Here is a 15,954-nt window from a genome sequence, read left to right as displayed (position 1 = left end):
GCCTTCGTGGACCGCACCGGAGGCGCGCGTGCTACGCTTCGCGCCTTCTTCAAAGATGCAGACGGGAGTCGGGCCATGCAGCGCGGTGTGATGTACGGAATGTCGGCGGGTGCGATCTGGGGTTTCATCTTCCTGGCGCCGCGCGTTCTGCCCGACTTTTCGCCCCTCACGCTCAGCATCGGCCGCTATCTGATGTATGGCGCGGTGTCGCTCGCGGCCGCGCTGCCCATCGCGCGCGGACCGCTCAAGAAGCTCACGCGCGCCGACTTCGTCGCCCTCGCCCGGCTCGCGCTGGTCGGCAACCTGCTCTACTACATGCTGCTGGCCAGCGCCGTGCAGCTTGTCGGCGTGGCGCCGGCGTCGCTGATCGTCGGTATCCTGCCGGTCACCGTGACGCTCGCCGGCAGCCGCGATCACGGCGCCATCGATGTGAAACGGCTCGCTGGTCCCCTGCTGCTCGTGCTGGCGGGCATCGCGTGCATCAACCTCGATGTGTTCCGCGATCTGCTCGGCGTGTCCGCCACCGTGTCACAGACGAGCATCGGCACGCGCCTCGCGGGTCTCGCCTGCGCCGTCGGCGCGCTCGCTGCCTGGACCTGGTACGCGGTCGTCAACGCCCGCTATCTGCAGGCAAACGATCACTTCGACGGCAACGAGTGGTCGGTGCTGTGGGGCATCGTGACGGGATTGCTCGGTGCGGTGCTCGGCGCGATCGCCTGGATGCTGCCTGCGGGCACCGTCCAGGCCGCCGTTGCGCCCGAACGCTGGCATCTCTTCTGGATCGTGAGCATTGCGCTCGCGACCGGTGGTTCGTGGCTCGGCAACATGCTGTGGAATGCGGCGGCGAAGCGCCTGCCGCTCACGCTGTCCGGTCAGATGATCGCGTTTGAGACGCTCTTCGCGCTGCTCTACGCCTTTATCTACGATGGGCGCTGGCCGCGCACGCCCGAAGTGCTCGCGGTGGTGCTGCTGCTCGCGGGCGTCAGCTGGTCTGTGAGACAGCATACCGTGCTGCCGGCGGTCTCTGCGCGAGAAGCCCCCGCGCATTGACACAAGACGACGCTAGCGCGCGTCCTTCGACTGCCACTTGCGCCCTTCAATCGATCCCGCGCGGCGCGTTTTTTCGACGCGGCGCAGCCGGGCTGTCTTCGGATCCACTGTCAGCGGCCGATAGATTTCCACGCGGTCGAATGCGACGAGCGCCGTATCGAGCGTACTGAGCTTGCCGAACACGCCGACCTTCTGCCGCGTCAGGTCGATGTCCTGATGCACGCGCAGCACGCCGCTCGCCTCGATGGCGTCGCGCACCGTCGCGCCGTCCTGCAGCGTGACCTGCGCGAGGAAGCTGGCGCCGTCGGGCAGACCGTAGCACACGTCGATCTGCATCATGGCTTGCCGTAGCGCTGGTCGGCGCGCTTCACGAAGGAATCGACGAAGGTATTGGCGATATGACTGAACACCGGTCCGATGAGTTTTTCCAGAATCACATTGGAAAACTCGTAGTGAAGTGCGAACTCGATCTTGCACGCATCCGCCCGCAGCGGCGTGAAGCGCCAGTAACCGGTGAACTTCTTGAAAGGGCCGCTCAGGAACTCCATATCGATACTGGTCGGACGTTTCTGGGTGTTGCGCGTGGCGAAATGCTGCTTGATGCCCTTGAAGCTGATGTCGATCTTCGCTTCCATGCCGTTCTCGTCATGGCGGCCTATCTCGACGCCGCCGCACCAGGGCAGGAAGTTGGGATAGTCGGCGACATCGGTGACGAGGTCGAACATTTCCTCCGCCGAATGGCGGATCAACACGGTTTTCTGGACATCTGCCATATAGGGCGCAGCGAAGGCTGAATTGGGCGGCAACGCGCAAGAGAACACGGCATCAGAACATTCGCGTGCCGGCGCGCTGCTAAAATCGTGATTTTAAACGAGTTGAGCACTTTCCATTCATGAGCATCATCGACAACAGAAAAGCCTTCTTCGATTACTTCATCGAGGAACGCTACGAGGCCGGTCTCGTGCTCGAAGGCTGGGAAGTCAAGGCGCTGCGCGCGGGCCGCGGGCAGATCAAGGAAGGCTACGTCGTCATCAAGGCGGGCGAGCTCTTTCTCATCGGCACGCATATCAGTCCGCTGCCCGAGGCATCGAAGTTCGAGAACCTGGATCCGGTGCGCACGCGCAAGCTGCTGCTGCATCGCGACCAGATCGACAAGCTCATCGGCAAGGTCGAGCAGCGCGGCCACACGCTCGTGCCGCTCAACTTCCACTACAAGGAAGGCCGCGTGAAATGCGAGATTGGCCTTGCCAAGGGCAAGAAGCTGCACGACAAGCGTGAGACCGAGAAGAAGCGCGACTGGGATCGCGAACGCGCGCGGCTGATGCGCTCAGCCACGAAATAAGGCAGACAGGGCGCTCCTGCAGCGCCCTGTTTTTTTTCAGCCCTTGCGGATCACGCTGCCGCCACCCTCGCCCTTCACGATCGTCAACGCGGACGCAATCAACGAACTCATGTCCGACAGATTCCCCGGCACGATCAGCGTATTGCCCGTCTTCGCGATATTGCCGAACGCGCCGACGTATTGCTCGGCGATTTTGAGATTCACCGCTTCCATGCCGCCCACGGTCTGAATCGCGGTGCCGATCTTCTCGATGGCCTGCGCATTCGCCTCGGCGACGGCAAGAATCGCCGACGCCTCGCCCTGCGCCTGGTTGATCGCCGCCTGCCGTTCGCCCTCGGACTTCTGGATCGCTGCTTCGCGCCCGCCCGCGGCCAGGTTGATCTGCTCCTGCTTGCGGCCTTCGGAGGCCGCGATCAGCGCGCGCTTCTCACGCTCGGCGGTGATCTGCGCCTGCATCGCGTGCAGAATTTCCTTCGGCGGCGTCAGATCCTTGATCTCGTAGCGCAGCACTTTCACACCCCAGTTCGATGCCGCTTCATCCAGCGCATTGACGATGCTGTGATTGATGAAGTCGCGCTCCTCGAAGGTCTTGTCCAGTTCCAGCTTGCCGATCACCGAACGCAAGGTGGTCTGCGAGAGCTGCGTGATGGCGAACACGAAGTTGCTCGATCCGTACGAAGCCTTCATGGCGTCCGTCACCTGGAAGTACAGCACGCCGTCCACCTGCAACTGCGTGTTGTCGCGCGTGATGCAGACCTGGCTCGGCACTTCCAGCGGAATTTCCTTGAGCACGTGCTTGTAGGCCACCCGGTCGATGAACGGCAGCACGATGGTCAACCCCGGCGTGAGCGTCGAATGATAGCGGCCGAGCCGCTCGAGCACCCACGCATGCTGCTGCGGCACGATCTTGATGGTTTGCGCCGCGATCGCGATGACGATCACGAGCAGAATGGCCCCGACGATGGTGACGTCCATCTTTGCTACTCCTGGTTGATGATGTTGATTTCAGCGCCGCGCGACGACCACGAGCCGGTTGCCGTCGAGCGCCGTGATGCGGTACCAGCGCGCGCCTTCGGTTTCGCCCGGCGCGAGTTCGACATCCCACTGCGCGCCGCGATACATCGTGCGCGCGCGGCCGTCGCGCCATTCGTCCACTTCCACAGTGGCGCCGATATCGAGGTTCACGTTCGCATCGCGCGACGCGTCGCGGCGCTTCCAGTTGCCGAAACGCGAACGCCGCAGCGCCACCACCGCAATCAAACCGAACAGCGCCGCCACGACGAACTGCACATGCGGCATCGCACCCAGCACCTGCGCCACCCCGCCCGCAAGAAAGCCGAGCGCCACCATCAGCAGATAAAACGTGCCGGTGAACAGCTCGAACACGATCAGCACACCCGCCGACACCCACCAGAACAGTCCGCTCGCAGCCATGCCCGCCTCCAAATGCAAACACCCCGGAGGATGTCCGGGGTGTTTTTATAGCACGCTCGCGCCTTTCCGAAAGCATCGGGAAAGGCGGATTTTGCTTATTTCGACAAGGCCTTCGCCAGTTGCTGCCAAGTGTCGATGATCGTGTCCGGGTTCAGCGACATCGATTCGATGCCCAGTTCCGCCAGCCACACGGCGAGGTCCGGATGATCCGACGGGCCTTGTCCGCAAATCCCGACATACTTGTTCAGCCGCAGGCACGTTTCGATCGCGCGCTTGAGCATGAACTGAACGGCTTCGTCGCGTTCGTCGAAGTCCGCGGCGAGCAGTTCCATGCCGGAGTCGCGGTCGAGGCCCAGCGTCAGCTGCGTCAGGTCGTTCGAGCCGATCGAGAAGCCGTCGAAGCGCTCCAGGAACTGCTCGGCGAGGATGGCGTTGGACGGCACCTCGCACATCATCACGAGCTTGAGGCCGTTCGTACCGCTCTTCAAGCCAAACTTCGCCAGCAGCTCGATCACGCGGTCCGCCTGCTTCAGCGTACGCACGAACGGCACCATGATCTGGACGTTGTCGAGACCCATCTCCTCGCGCACTTTCTTCAGCGCGATGCATTCCATGTGAAACGCCTCGGCGAAGTCTTCCGCGATGTAACGTGACGCGCCACGGAAACCGAGCATCGGGTTCTCTTCGTCCGGCTCATAACGCGAGCCGCCGATCAGCTTCTTGTACTCGTTCGACTTGAAGTCGGACAGGCGCACGATCACGGGCTTCGGATAGAACGCCGCCGCGATCGTGGCGATGCCTTCCGTGAGCTTGTCGACATAGAACGCACGCGGCGACGCATGACCGCGCGCGACGCTCTCCACGGCTTTCTTCAGGTCCGCGTCGACGTTCGGGTACTCCAGGATCGCCTTCGGATGGACGCCGATGTTGTTGTTGATGATGAATTCAAGACGCGCCAGACCCACGCCCGCATTCGGCAGCTGCGCGAAATCGAACGCGAGTTGCGGATTGCCGACGTTCATCATGATCTTGACTGGAATGTCCGGCAGTTCGCCGCGCTGAACTTCGGTCACTTCGGTTTCGAGCAGGCCGTCATAGACCCGGCCTTCGTCGCCTTCCGCGCACGACACGGTGACGAGCGCGCCGTCCTTCAGAATGTCCGTTGCGTCGCCACAGCCAACCACTGCCGGCACGCCCAGCTCACGCGCGATGATGGCCGCGTGGCAGGTACGCCCGCCGCGATTCGTCACGATGGCCGATGCGCGCTTCATCACCGGTTCCCAGTTCGGGTCGGTCATGTCGGCGACCAGCACGTCGCCCGGTTGCACACGTTCCATTTCCGACGGATCGTGAATGACGCGCACCGGACCCGCGCCGATCTTCTGGCCGATCGCGCGGCCGGTGGTCAGCACGTTCGACTGGCCCTTCAGCTTGAAGCGCATCTCGGCCTTGCCGGACGCCTGGCTCTTCACCGTTTCGGGACGCGCCTGGAGGATGAACAGCTTGCCGTCGCGGCCGTCCTTGCCCCACTCGATGTCCATCGGACGCTGATAGTGCTTCTCGATGATGACCGCGTACTTCGCGAGTTCGATCACGTCTTCGTCGGTGATCGAAAAGCGGTTGCGCTGCTCGTGCGGCACGTCGACGGTCTTCACGCGGCCCGGCTCGCCCGGCTTCGTGAATTCCATCTTGATGAGCTTGGAGCCGATGGAGCGGCGGATGATCGGATACTTGTTCTGTTCGAGCGTAGTCTTGAAGACGTGGAATTCGTCCGGATTCACCGCGCCCTGCACGACGGTTTCGCCCAGGCCGTAGCTCGACGTGATGAAGACGGTTTCCTTGAAGCCCGATTCGGTGTCGATGGTGAACATCACGCCCGCCGCGCCGACGTCCGAGCGCACCATGCGCTGCACGCCCGCCGACAGCGCGACTTCAGCATGCGTGAAGCCCTTGTGGACGCGGTACGAGATGGCGCGGTCGTTGTACAGCGAGGCGAACACGTGCTTCATGCGATCGAGCACGTCCTCGACGCCGACCACGTTCAGATAGCTTTCCTGCTGGCCGGCGAAGGATGCGTCGGGCAAGTCTTCCGCGGTCGCGGACGAACGCACGGCAAACGACAGTTCTTCGGGCGAGCTGCTTTGCAGGACCTCGAAGCCACGGCGGATTTCTTCTTCGAGACGCGATTGCAGCGGCGCGTCGACGATCCATTGACGGATCTCCTTGCCGGCTTCGGCAAGCGTCTTGACGTCGTCGACGTCGAAGGTTTCGAGACGCTTCGCGATGCGGTCCGTCAGGTTGTTGTGCTGGAGGAAGTCGCGGAATGCGAGGGCCGTGGTGGCGAAGCCCGTGGGCACGCGAACGCCGGCTTCGGAAAGCTGGCTGATCATCTCGCCGAGCGACGCATTCTTGCCACCGACGATTTCCACATCGGTCATTCGCAACTGCTCGAATGGAACTACATACGCCTGATCCTTTGCGACATCTTTCGCGACATTGACTGCGTTAGTCATACAAGCCCCTAAGGTGGATGGAATTCTCGATCGCACGAGTGGGCTCACAGGCCGCGGCGCTCATTGGAAGCGTCCGCTGCCTCTCGTACAACCTGTTTGATAAGCCTTCGGGGGAGTCACGCCGCTTGATACCGGGGAATACCGGGTGATGCCGGGGCGTGGTCAAAAAGAAGCGAAACGTCGGAACCTTTCTCGAGACCGTGGATTTACCTGCAACACGCTACAAAAGCCACGAAACGACCGCGATTTGACGAAAATCCGCTTCAGTTTGTCCGCAATTGCTTATCGAACAGGTTGCCGCTATTCTACCTTGCCGTATTTCAAAATTGTTTCGATCAGGCGGGGGTTCAACGGCAAAATCGAGGTGTTTCGGGCCTGTTCGTGGGGCATCCCACACCCAGGCGCCCGGTCTGCACTCGTTTTTCTCTTCGCCGGCGGTCAGTTACCATAACACAGGTTTTTCCGGCGTCCGTGCTTTCGCGCCCCCGTTGAATGGCGCCTCAGACACGCTTGCCACCGCTTCCACCCGTTTCTTCTTAGCTTCCTCTTTCCGCCGATGCCGCCTTCCGTATTCATCGTTTCCGACGGTACCGGGATCACTGCCGAAACCTTCGCGCATTCGATCCTCGCCCAGTTCGACCAGAAATTCCGGCTCGTGCGCGTGCCCTTCGTCGACTCGATCGACAAGGCCTACGCGACTGTCGAGAAGATCAACGAGACCATCGCGCTGGACGGCCGCCGGCCCATTGTCTTCACCACGCTGGTGGACAGTGCGTCGAACGAAGTCGTCAAAGGCTGCAAGGCGCTGGTGCTCGACATGTTCCAGACCTTCATCGAGCCGCTCGAACAGGAACTGGAAATCAAGTCCACGCACGCCATGGGACGCGTGCACCAGAACGCCGATACCGAGGAATACAAAAACCGCATCGAGGCGATCAACTTCTCGCTTGCCCACGACGACGGCCAGTCCAACCGCAATCTCGCCGATGCCGACGTGATTCTCGTTGGCGTGTCGCGCAGCGGCAAGACGCCGACCAGCCTCTACCTGGCGATGCAATACGGTGTGAAGGCAGCAAACTATCCGCTGATTCCGGAAGATTTCGAGCGCGGCAAGCTGCCGACGCCGCTGCTCGAACATCGCGAGAAGATGTTCGGCCTGTCGATCGATCCGCAGCGGCTCTCCGAGATACGCAACGAACGGCGTCCGGGCAGCAAGTACGCCGCGCTGGAGAACTGCCGCTACGAGATCAACGAGGCGGAGATGATGATGAAGCGCGAGGGCGTCAAGTGGCTGTCGTCGACGCACAAGTCGATCGAGGAAATCGCCACGACGATTCTGCAGGAAGTGAAGCCAGAACGGCCTTCGTATTACTGATCCGCTGAAGCCGGCTCAGCGCTGCTGGCGGCACTGCTCGAACAGACAGATCGCCGCCGCAGCCGCCACATTCAACGACTCCATGCCGCCCGGCTGAGGAATCGTCACGCGGTGCGTAACGGCATCGCGCCAGACCTGCGAGACACCTGCCCCTTCATTGCCGAACACCCATGCCAGCGCGCCGGACAGGTCGCAGTCGTACAGCGCGACGGCGCCGTGCGAGTCGGTGATCGTGACGGGCGCGTCGAGCCGCGCGATCAGCCCGGCCGCTTCGACGTCCTCGAAGATGTCCAGCAGAAAATGCGCGCCCATGCCCGAGCGCAGCACCTTCGACGACCATGCATACGCTGTCCCCGGTGCGCAGAACACGCGCGTGATGCCGGCCGCCGCCGCGCTGCGCAGGATCGAGCCGACATTGCCGGCGTCCTGCACGCCATCGAGGATCACGCAGGTTTCGGCGACCCGCGCGGGCAGATCGGCTTCGAGCTTCTCGACCAGCAGCAGCATGCCCACGCCATGCACGACGCTCGACAACTGACCAAAGAGCGCATCGGGCAGCACCATCACCCGCTTTTCCTCGATGCGCGCGACGATCGTGCGCGCTTCCTCGTGCGTGAGCGCGCCCTCGGTCACGATGCAGGTTTCCGGTTGCCCGGCGGCATCGAGATACGCGGACGCGAGATGCAGGCCTTCGAGCAGCGCGTGGCCGCTGCGGCGCTGCTGCGCCGTCGAGCCGGCGAGCGCCTTGATGCGCTTGTAGAGCGGATTGTCCCGCGAGGTGATGGATTTCACGTGATATCGAATACCGCTCAGAAGGCCAGCGTGTCCGAATCGTCTCGCGCCGTTGCGGTGACTTCGAGCACTTCCGGCGCGATTTCGGGCAGCACCGAGCCGAAGCGTGCATGCGCCTCGCGCACCGGTGCGAATGAGCGCCGGTGATGCACGCAGGGTCCGTGTTCGCGCAGCGCTCTCAGATGCTGCGGCGTGCCGTAACCCGAATGCACATTGAAGCCGTACATCGGATGGACGTCGTGCAGTTCGACCAGCATTCGGTCGCGCGTGACCTTCGCGAGAATGGACGCCGCTGAAATCTGCTTGATGAGCGCGTCGCCGCCGATGACCGCTTCCGCGCGGATCGAGAGCGTCGGGCAACGGTTGCCGTCCACCTTCACCAGCGTAGGCGCAATGGACAAACCTTCCACCGCGCGTTTCATCGCGAGCATCGACGCATGCAGGATGTTGATGGTGTCGATTTCCTCGACGCTCGCCGACGCAATGCAATACGCCAGCGCCCGGTCGACGATCTTCTCGTACAACTCTTCGCGGCGCTTGGCGCTCAGCGCCTTCGAGTCGTCGAGCCCGTTGATGCGCGGTTTCGCGGGATCGAAGATCACCGCTGCCGCGACCACCGGTCCGGCCAGCGGACCACGCCCCGCTTCGTCCACGCCGCAGATGATGTCGAGCGGGGAACTGAAGTCGAGGCCGGGCTGGGTGAGTTGCCTTGACGCCATTACCGGGGTCTCCGCGTATCGAGCACCCGCGCCACGGCCTCCGCCGCCTTCTGCGACGTATTCTGGCGCAGCGCGATATGCATCTCGGTGAAGATGTCCGTCAGCGTACGGCGGTTCGCGTCGTCGTTCAACTGTTTCAGCGTCGCGTCCGCGAGCGCCTCCGGCGTCGCGAAATGCTGCAACAACTCCGGCACGACAAAACGCCCGGCGAGAATATTCGGCAGGCCCACGTACGGCAGATAGCCCTGCCGCTTCATGATCTGGCCCGTGAGCCAGGGCACCTTGTACGAGATGACCATCGGCTTCTTCAGCAGCGCGGCTTCCAGTGTCACCGTGCCACTCTTCACGAGAATCGCATCGGCGGCGGTCATCGCGCGCTGGGCGTTGCCGTCGGTGATCGTCAGCGACAGGTTCGGATGCGCGTCCACGAGCGGCCGCAGCAATTCACGCAACGCCGGATTCGCGGCGGGCATCAGAAAACGCACGCCCGGCTCGCGCTGTTGCATCAGCTCCATCGCGTCGAAGAAGGTCGGGCCGATCAGCGCGATCTCCGACCGCCGGCTGCCCGGCAGCACGGCGATCACCGGGCCGCCCGCCGCGATGCCGAGTTGACGGCGCGCGCCCGGCGTATCGGGTTCGAGCGGGATCTCGTCGGCGAGCGGATGGCCGACGTAACTCGCCGCCACGCCCGCCTTTTCCATCAGTGCGGTCTCGAAGGGAAACACGCACAGCATGTGATCGACGGCCTTGACGATCTTCTTGATGCGTCCGCCGCGCCACGCCCAGATGGACGGGCAAACGAAGTGAATGGTCGGGATGCCGGCTTCGCGCAGCGGCTGCTCCAGCCCGAAGTTGAAATCAGGCGCGTCCACGCCGATGAAGACCGACGGCGGCTCCGCCAGCAGCTGCCGGCGGATCTCGTTGCGGATGCCCAGAATCTCGGGAATGTGCTTCAGCGCTTCGACGTAGCCGCGCACGGTCAGCTTGTCCATCGGCCAGTGCGCTTCGAAGCCTTCGGCCGTCATGCGCGGGCCGCCGATGCCGCTATAGCGCGTGCCTTCAGGCAGCGCGCCTTTCAGGCCCTTGAGCAGCGAGGCCGCCAGCAGGTCGCCGGACGGCTCGCCGGCGACCATCGCGACGCGTGGCGGAAGGTTGAACGGGGTCATCGGGCGGCGATCTAGCGGATGATGCCGCGCTGCGAGGCCGCGATGAAGCCGGCGAATGCCTTGACCACCTCGTCGCCCTCGCCGCCCGCGGCGCCGAGATCCTGAAGCTGCGACTTGGCTTCCTCGAGCGACAGGCCGCTCTTGTAGACGATGCGATAGGCCGAACGCAATGCCGAGATGGCGTCCGGCGTGAAGCCGCGGCGGCGCAGCCCTTCGACGTTGATACCGTGCGGCTCTGCCTTGTTACCTGCCGCGATCACGAACGGCGGTACGTCCTGCACGAGCGCCGACGCGCCGCCCAGCATCGAATGCGCGCCGATGCGCACGAACTGGTGCACGCCCGACATGCCGCCGATGATCGCGTGATCGCCGACGATCACATGACCCGCCAGTTGCGCGTTGCTCGACATGATGACGTTGTCGCCGAGCCGGCAGTCATGGCCGACGTGCACGTAGGCCATGATCCAGCAGTCGCTGCCGATGGAGGTCAGGCCCTGGTCCTGCACCGTGCCGGTATGCAGTGTCGTGAATTCGCGGATGGTGTTGCGGTCGCCGATTTCGAGACGGGTCGGCTCGTCCTTGTACTTCATGTCCTGCGGACGGCCGCCGATCGACGCGTAATGGCCGATGCGATTGTCCCGGCCAATGGTCGTATGGCCTTCGATCACGCTGTGCGAGCCGACCGTCGTGCCGGCGCCGATCACGACGTGCGCGCCGACGATCGCGTACGGTCCGATCTCGACGGACTCGTCGAGCTGAGCGCCCGGCTCGATGATCGCGGAAGGGTGAATCTTGCTCATGCGCTGTTCGCCTATCTGTTCGTGCTGCTCGTTTCTCTGACGCGGATGACGCCCGTGCGCTCAGGCGTCCGTGGTCTTCACGGTACACATGAGTTCGGCTTCGGCGGCGGTCACGCCCTCCACTTCGGCGCGCGCCTTGAACTTCCAGATGCCGCGCATGTAGCGCTCGAAAGTCACGTTGAGGATCAGCTGGTCGCCCGGTTCCACTACACGCTTGAAACGCGCGCCATCGATGCCGACGAAGTAGTACAGCGTATTGGTCGGATCGTGCGGCTCTTCCGCGAAGGTCAGGAGCGCCGCCGTCTGCGCGAGCGCTTCGAGAATCAGCACGCCCGGCATGACCGGACGCGTCGGGAAGTGGCCCTGGAAATACGGCTCGTTGATCGTCACGTTCTTCAACGCTTTGATGCTCTTGTGCGGCTCGAGTTCGAGCACGCGGTCCACGAGCAGGATCGGGTAGCGATGCGGCAGCAGCGTGAGGATCTTGTGGATGTCGAGATTGATTTTTTCTGTGCTCATGGTCGTTCTGCTCACGCGCGGGTCCCGCGTGGAAATGGGATGGCGGGCCGTCTGCGACGCCCGCCCGGATTGCTGTGTCTCTTGCCGGGTCCAGTCCGGCGGTTCGGACCGGCCCGTTTTCGCTTCTGCCGCGGCTCGGTGCCGCCGTATGCCTTAGCTGCCGCGCTCGTCGTCGCGCTTGCCTGCGCCGGCAAGCGCGCTTTCCAGCGCCTTGATGCGCTCGCGCATCTTGTCGAGGTTGCGCATGATCGCTGCGCTCTTGTTCCAGTCCGCGTGCGGCACGGCCGGGAAAGCGCTCGTGTACATGCCGGGCTTGAGCAGCGACTTCGAGACGCCCGACTGCGCCGTGACGATCACGTAGTCCGCCAGCGTCACGTGTCCCGCGATGCCTACGGCGCCGCCGATCATGCAGTGCCGGCCGATGCTGGTGCTGCCCGCGATGCCCGCGCACCCGGCAATCACCGTGTACGCACCGATACGGCAGTTATGGCCGATCTGCACGAGATTGTCGATCTTCACGCATTCCTCGATGACGGTATCCGCCATCGCGCCGCGATCGATCGTGGTGTTCGCACCGATCTCGACGTCAGCGGCGATCTTCACCGCGCCGACCTGCGGAATCTTCACCCAGTTGCCGGTGCGGGCCTCGCCCTCGCCGGTAAAGTCCGGCGCGAAGCCGAAACCGTCCGCGCCGATTACCGCGCCCGCATGCACGATCACGCGCGCGCCGAGCGTACAGCCGTGATAGACGGTGACGTGGGGATACAGATGCACGTCGTCGCCGAGCGTGACGCGCTGGCCTACGGTCACGCCGGCATCGAGCTTCACGCGCTCGCCGATCACCGCGCCCGCTTCGACCGTCACATGCGGTCCGATCACGGCGCTGGCCGCGACCTGCGCAGCGGGATCGACCCAGGCGCTCGGATGCACGCCGGGCACGGCCTTCGGCGTGGCCAGGTCGATGAAGGCCTGGGCCACGCGGGCGAAGTAAGCGTAGGGGTTTGGCGTGACGATGAAATTACTGCCCGCGCGATTCGTCACTTTCTCGAGATCGGCGTGCGAAATGAGCACTGCGCCTGCCTGAGTCGTCTCGACCTGCGGCAGATACTTCTGATTCGCGAGAAACGCGAGCTGGGTGGAATCCGCTTTGTCGAGCGGTGCGAGACTCCCGACGCGATGCGCCCCGTTGCCGGTGACTTCACCGCCGAAGCGCTTCACCAGTTCGTCGAGCGTGATCGCCATGCCTGATGCCATCTCCTCTCAGTCCTCGTCAGTTCGGGCTCGTGCCGCTCGCGCCCGTGCCGTTCGAATTCGCCGCGAGCGCCTTCAGCACCTGATCCGTGATGTCGATGCGCGGGCTGACATACACCGCCTCCTGCACGATCAGGTCATAGTGCTGCTGTTCCGCGATCTGCTTGATGACCTTGTTGGCCCGGTCCAGCACGGCCGCGAGTTCTTCGTTGCGGCGCTGGTTCAGGTCTTCGCGGAACTCACGCTGCTTGCGCTGAAAGTCCGCGTCGGTCTGCGCGAGATCACGCTGGCGGGCGGCGCGGTCGGCCGGAGCCATCGACGCGCCGTTCTTGTCGATGTTGTCCGACATCGCCTTCAGGCGCTGCGCCATGTCCTGCAGCGCCTTGTCGCGCTTGGCGAATTCCTGCTCCAGCTTCGACTGGGCGGCCTTGGCCGCCGCCGATTCGCGCAGGATGCGGTCTGAGTTGACCGCCGCGATGCGCGCTTCCTGCGCGCTCGCGCCGGCGGCGGCGCCCAGGCCGAGAACCAACGACAACGCAAGCGCCAGTGCCCTGTGTTTCGCAAGCTTACCGGTTCGCAAAGTGTTCCTCACATTACGTCGAATTGAGTGAAGTTCGGGTTCATCGGCGTGCCGCTTAGAAAGCCGTACCGATCTGGAACTGGAACTTCTGGTACTGATCGCCTTCATGCTTCTGCAGCGGGAAACCCAGGCTCAGCTTGAGCGGGCCGATCGGCGAAATCCACGCGAGACCCACACCGTATCCGTAGCGCAGGCCGTTCGCGCCGCTGGTCGTGCCGCCCTGACCCGGATCGCCCCAGACATTACCGGCGTCAAGGAAGGTGAACACGCGCAACGTACGGTCATAGCCCGTACCCGGCAGCGGGAACGTCAGCTCGATATTGCCGACCGCCATGCGCGAGCCGCCGATCGGGTCGTTCGTGGTGGCGTCACGCGGACCCAGCGAGCTCGGCGAGTAACCGCGCACCGAACCGATACCACCCGCGTAGTAGTTCTTGAAGATCGGGTACGTCTGGCCGTCCAGCCCCTTGCCGTAGCCGCCCTGCAAGTTGAAGCCGAGCACGAAGCCGCGCGCGAACGAGTAGTAATACTGGAACTGCGCGTCGAACTTCGCGTACGTGGTGTTGCCGATCGGCGTGCCGTATTCCGCGTTCGATTGCAGGTAGTAGCCGCGGCTCGGCACGAGCGCGCTGTCGCGATTGTCGCGCGACCAGCCCACCGTCAGCGGATAGTTGTTCACCACGCGGCCGAACTCGTTCACGTAGTTCGTGTAGGCCTTCGGCGTGGCGGCGTCCAGGTCCATGGTGTTCTGCTCGGCGCCAAGGCCGAAGAACACCGTGTCCTGCTCCGAGAACGGAATGCCGAACTTCGTGTCCGCGCCCATCGTCACGATCCGGAAGCTCGAATCGGTCGAATAGTACAGCGGCTGGTAGGTGCGGTAGTACGCGTCGGTAATGCGCTTGATGCCGTCGATGGTGAAGTACGGATCGACCTGCGTGACCGTCAGCGTGCGGTACGTCTTCGCGGTGTTGATGTTGACCGAAAGGCTCGTGCCCGAACCGAACACGTTGTCCTGCGAGACGCCCGCCGAGAGCACCACCTTGTCGGTCGATGAGAAGCCCGCGCCCAGCGTGATGGCGCCAGTCGGCTTTTCGGCCACCTTGACGTCCACGTCCACCTGGTCGTTCGTGCCTTCGACTGGCACCGTGGCCACGTCCACGTCCGTGAAGTAACCGAGACGGTTGATACGGTCTTTCGAAAGCGCGAGGCGGCTCGAATCGAACCACGAGCTTTCCAGCTGGCGCATTTCGCGGCGGACCACTTCGTCGCGCGTGCGGGTGTTGCCGACGATGTTCACGCGCCGCACATACACGCGGCGGCTCGGGTCGACCTGCAGGGTCAGTGCGACGGTGTGATCCTTCTGGTCGATGTCCGGCTGCGCGTTGACCTGCGCGAACGCATAGCCGTATTCGCCGAGCTTGTCGACGATCGACTTCGTGGTGGCCTGCAGTTTCTCGGCCGAGAAGCGGTCGCCCGGCTTGATCTTGACGAGCTTCTTGAGCTCGGCCTCGCGGTCGAGCAGATTGCCCGACAGCTTGATGCTGCTGATCTTGTACGGCTCGCCTTCATGCACGGCGATCGTCAGGTACATGTCCTTCTTGTCCGGCGAGATGGACACCTGCGTGGAATCGATGCTGAACTCGAGATAGCCGCGGTTCAGGTAGTACGAGCGCACGTTCTCGAGGTCGCCCGTGAGCTTTTCCTTCGCGTAAAGGTCGCTCTTCGTGTACCAGGAGAACCAGTTCGGCGTGGAAAGCTGCATTTCGCCCAGCAGCGTGCTCGAACTGACCGCCTTGTTGCCGACGAAGTTGATCTGGCGGATCTTCGCGCTCGGGCCTTCGGCCACCGAGAACAGGATGGACACGCGGTTGCGGTCCACCGGCGTCACCGTGGTGGTTACTTCCGCCGCGTAGTAGCCGCGCGTCAGGTATTGCCGCTTCAGTTCCTGCTCGGCCTTGTCGACCAGCGCCTTGTCGTACGAGCGGCCCTGCGACAGACCCACCGAGCGCAGCGCCTTCGTCAGGTTTTCCTTGTCGAACTCGTGCAGGCCCGCGAAGTCGATGCTCGAGATGGCCGGACGTTCCTGTACCTGCACGACCACCACGTTCCCTTCGGTGGCGATCTGCACGTCGTTGAAGAAGCCCGTTGCGTACAGCGCGCGGATCGCTTCGGAGGCTTTGTCGTCGGTGAAAGTGTCGCCTTGCTTGATCGGCAGATATGCGAACACGGAGCCCGGTTCGATGCGCTGAAGACCGTCGATCCGAATATCCTGCACGACGAACGGCGTGGTGGCGTGTGCCGCCATACCCGTCGCGGCGAGCGCCGCGGCCACAGCCGTCTTAGGAACAAAGCGATGAGGTTTGAACAACGTGCTTCCCCAGTATTTAAAGCTGCATTCGTTCCAGCGGTCGCC

General features: G+C 63.4%; 16 protein-coding genes. 3 read left to right on the top strand and 13 right to left on the bottom strand.

Features of this window, described 5'->3' with window-relative positions; genetic code table 11:
* The first annotated feature begins 75 nt into the window (after nucleotides 1–75).
* Nucleotides 76–1,050 (top strand): DMT family transporter, encoded by a 975-nt coding sequence (locus QCE63_RS07330; RefSeq protein ID WP_309831961.1) that lies wholly within the window; start codon nucleotides 76–78, stop codon nucleotides 1,048–1,050.
* Nucleotides 1,051–1,062: 12 nt separating this feature from the next.
* On the opposite strand, the gene QCE63_RS07325 is transcribed toward QCE63_RS07330, so the two are convergent.
* Both QCE63_RS07325 and QCE63_RS07320 read right to left on the bottom strand, forming a co-directional pair.
* A complete protein-coding gene (locus QCE63_RS07325) occupies nucleotides 1,063–1,389 on the bottom strand; it encodes an RnfH family protein (protein ID WP_309831959.1) in 327 nt (108 codons plus the stop codon).
* Nucleotides 1,386–1,823 carry a type II toxin-antitoxin system RatA family toxin gene (locus QCE63_RS07320; protein WP_309831957.1) on the bottom strand — a complete coding sequence of 146 codons (438 nt, stop codon included), beginning with the start codon at nucleotides 1,821–1,823 and terminating at the stop codon, nucleotides 1,386–1,388. The genes QCE63_RS07325 and QCE63_RS07320 overlap by 4 nt, the downstream gene beginning before the upstream one ends.
* Nucleotides 1,824–1,942: 119 nt before the next feature.
* On the opposite strand from QCE63_RS07320, the gene smpB reads away from it, so the two are divergent.
* Nucleotides 1,943–2,392: an SsrA-binding protein SmpB gene (gene smpB / locus QCE63_RS07315; RefSeq protein WP_309831954.1), complete on the top strand. Its 450-nt coding sequence runs from the start codon at nucleotides 1,943–1,945 to the stop codon at nucleotides 2,390–2,392.
* A 36-nt stretch (nucleotides 2,393–2,428) separates the two neighbouring features.
* On the opposite strand, the gene QCE63_RS07310 is transcribed toward smpB, so the two are convergent.
* The 3 genes from QCE63_RS07310 to ppsA form a co-directional block, all read right to left on the bottom strand.
* Entirely contained in the window at nucleotides 2,429–3,367 is a 939-nt protein-coding gene (locus QCE63_RS07310) for an SPFH domain-containing protein (protein WP_309831952.1), read from the bottom strand.
* A 30-nt stretch (nucleotides 3,368–3,397) separates the two neighbouring features.
* On the bottom strand, nucleotides 3,398–3,826 hold the full coding sequence (locus QCE63_RS07305) for an NfeD family protein (RefSeq protein ID WP_309831950.1): 429 nt from the start codon (nucleotides 3,824–3,826) through the stop codon (nucleotides 3,398–3,400).
* Nucleotides 3,827–3,921: 95 nt separating this feature from the next.
* Nucleotides 3,922–6,339: a phosphoenolpyruvate synthase gene (gene ppsA, locus QCE63_RS07300; protein WP_309831948.1), complete on the bottom strand. Its 2,418-nt coding sequence runs from the start codon at nucleotides 6,337–6,339 to the stop codon at nucleotides 3,922–3,924.
* Between the two features lie 556 nt (nucleotides 6,340–6,895).
* On the opposite strand from ppsA, the gene QCE63_RS07295 reads away from it, so the two are divergent.
* Nucleotides 6,896–7,714, top strand: coding sequence for a pyruvate, water dikinase regulatory protein (locus QCE63_RS07295; protein WP_309831945.1), 819 nt, complete (start codon nucleotides 6,896–6,898; stop codon nucleotides 7,712–7,714).
* A 15-nt stretch (nucleotides 7,715–7,729) separates the two neighbouring features.
* Here QCE63_RS07295 and QCE63_RS07290 read toward each other — a convergent pair whose 3' ends face one another.
* The 8 genes from QCE63_RS07290 to bamA all read right to left on the bottom strand — a co-directional run bounded on the left by QCE63_RS07290 (nucleotide 7,730) and on the right by bamA (nucleotide 15,909).
* Complete coding sequence (locus QCE63_RS07290; protein WP_309831943.1) at nucleotides 7,730–8,506, bottom strand: RNA methyltransferase; 777 nt, start codon at nucleotides 8,504–8,506, stop codon at nucleotides 7,730–7,732.
* Nucleotides 8,507–8,523: 17 nt separating this feature from the next.
* The gene (gene rnhB, locus QCE63_RS07285) at nucleotides 8,524–9,225 is read right to left on the bottom strand and encodes a ribonuclease HII (RefSeq protein WP_309831939.1); all 702 of its coding nucleotides are present in this window, start codon (nucleotides 9,223–9,225) and stop codon (nucleotides 8,524–8,526) included.
* Nucleotides 9,225–10,391 (bottom strand): lipid-A-disaccharide synthase, encoded by a 1,167-nt coding sequence (lpxB, locus tag QCE63_RS07280; RefSeq protein ID WP_309831937.1) that lies wholly within the window; start codon nucleotides 10,389–10,391, stop codon nucleotides 9,225–9,227. Before lpxB ends, rnhB begins: the two co-directional genes overlap by 1 nt.
* A gap of 11 nt (nucleotides 10,392–10,402) precedes the next feature.
* A complete protein-coding gene (lpxA, locus tag QCE63_RS07275) occupies nucleotides 10,403–11,191 on the bottom strand; it encodes an acyl-ACP--UDP-N-acetylglucosamine O-acyltransferase (protein WP_309831936.1) in 789 nt (262 codons plus the stop codon).
* Between the two features lie 60 nt (nucleotides 11,192–11,251).
* Nucleotides 11,252–11,710 carry a 3-hydroxyacyl-ACP dehydratase FabZ gene (gene fabZ, locus QCE63_RS07270; protein ID WP_309831933.1) on the bottom strand — a complete coding sequence of 153 codons (459 nt, stop codon included), beginning with the start codon at nucleotides 11,708–11,710 and terminating at the stop codon, nucleotides 11,252–11,254.
* 153 nt (nucleotides 11,711–11,863) lie between these two features.
* On the bottom strand, nucleotides 11,864–12,952 hold the full coding sequence (lpxD, locus tag QCE63_RS07265) for a UDP-3-O-(3-hydroxymyristoyl)glucosamine N-acyltransferase (RefSeq protein WP_309833719.1): 1,089 nt from the start codon (nucleotides 12,950–12,952) through the stop codon (nucleotides 11,864–11,866).
* A gap of 28 nt (nucleotides 12,953–12,980) precedes the next feature.
* Complete coding sequence (locus QCE63_RS07260) at nucleotides 12,981–13,553, bottom strand: OmpH family outer membrane protein (RefSeq protein ID WP_404987297.1); 573 nt, start codon at nucleotides 13,551–13,553, stop codon at nucleotides 12,981–12,983.
* 43 nt (nucleotides 13,554–13,596) lie between these two features.
* Nucleotides 13,597–15,909 (bottom strand): outer membrane protein assembly factor BamA, encoded by a 2,313-nt coding sequence (gene bamA, locus QCE63_RS07255; RefSeq protein ID WP_309831929.1) that lies wholly within the window; start codon nucleotides 15,907–15,909, stop codon nucleotides 13,597–13,599.
* Nucleotides 15,910–15,954: the final 45 nt, after the last annotated feature.

Source organism: Caballeronia sp. LZ065 (assembly GCF_031450975.1).
GTDB lineage: Bacteria > Pseudomonadota > Gammaproteobacteria > Burkholderiales > Burkholderiaceae > Caballeronia.
Note: the sequence above shows the minus strand (reverse complement) of the source record. Positions and strands in the feature narration are given on the sequence as shown.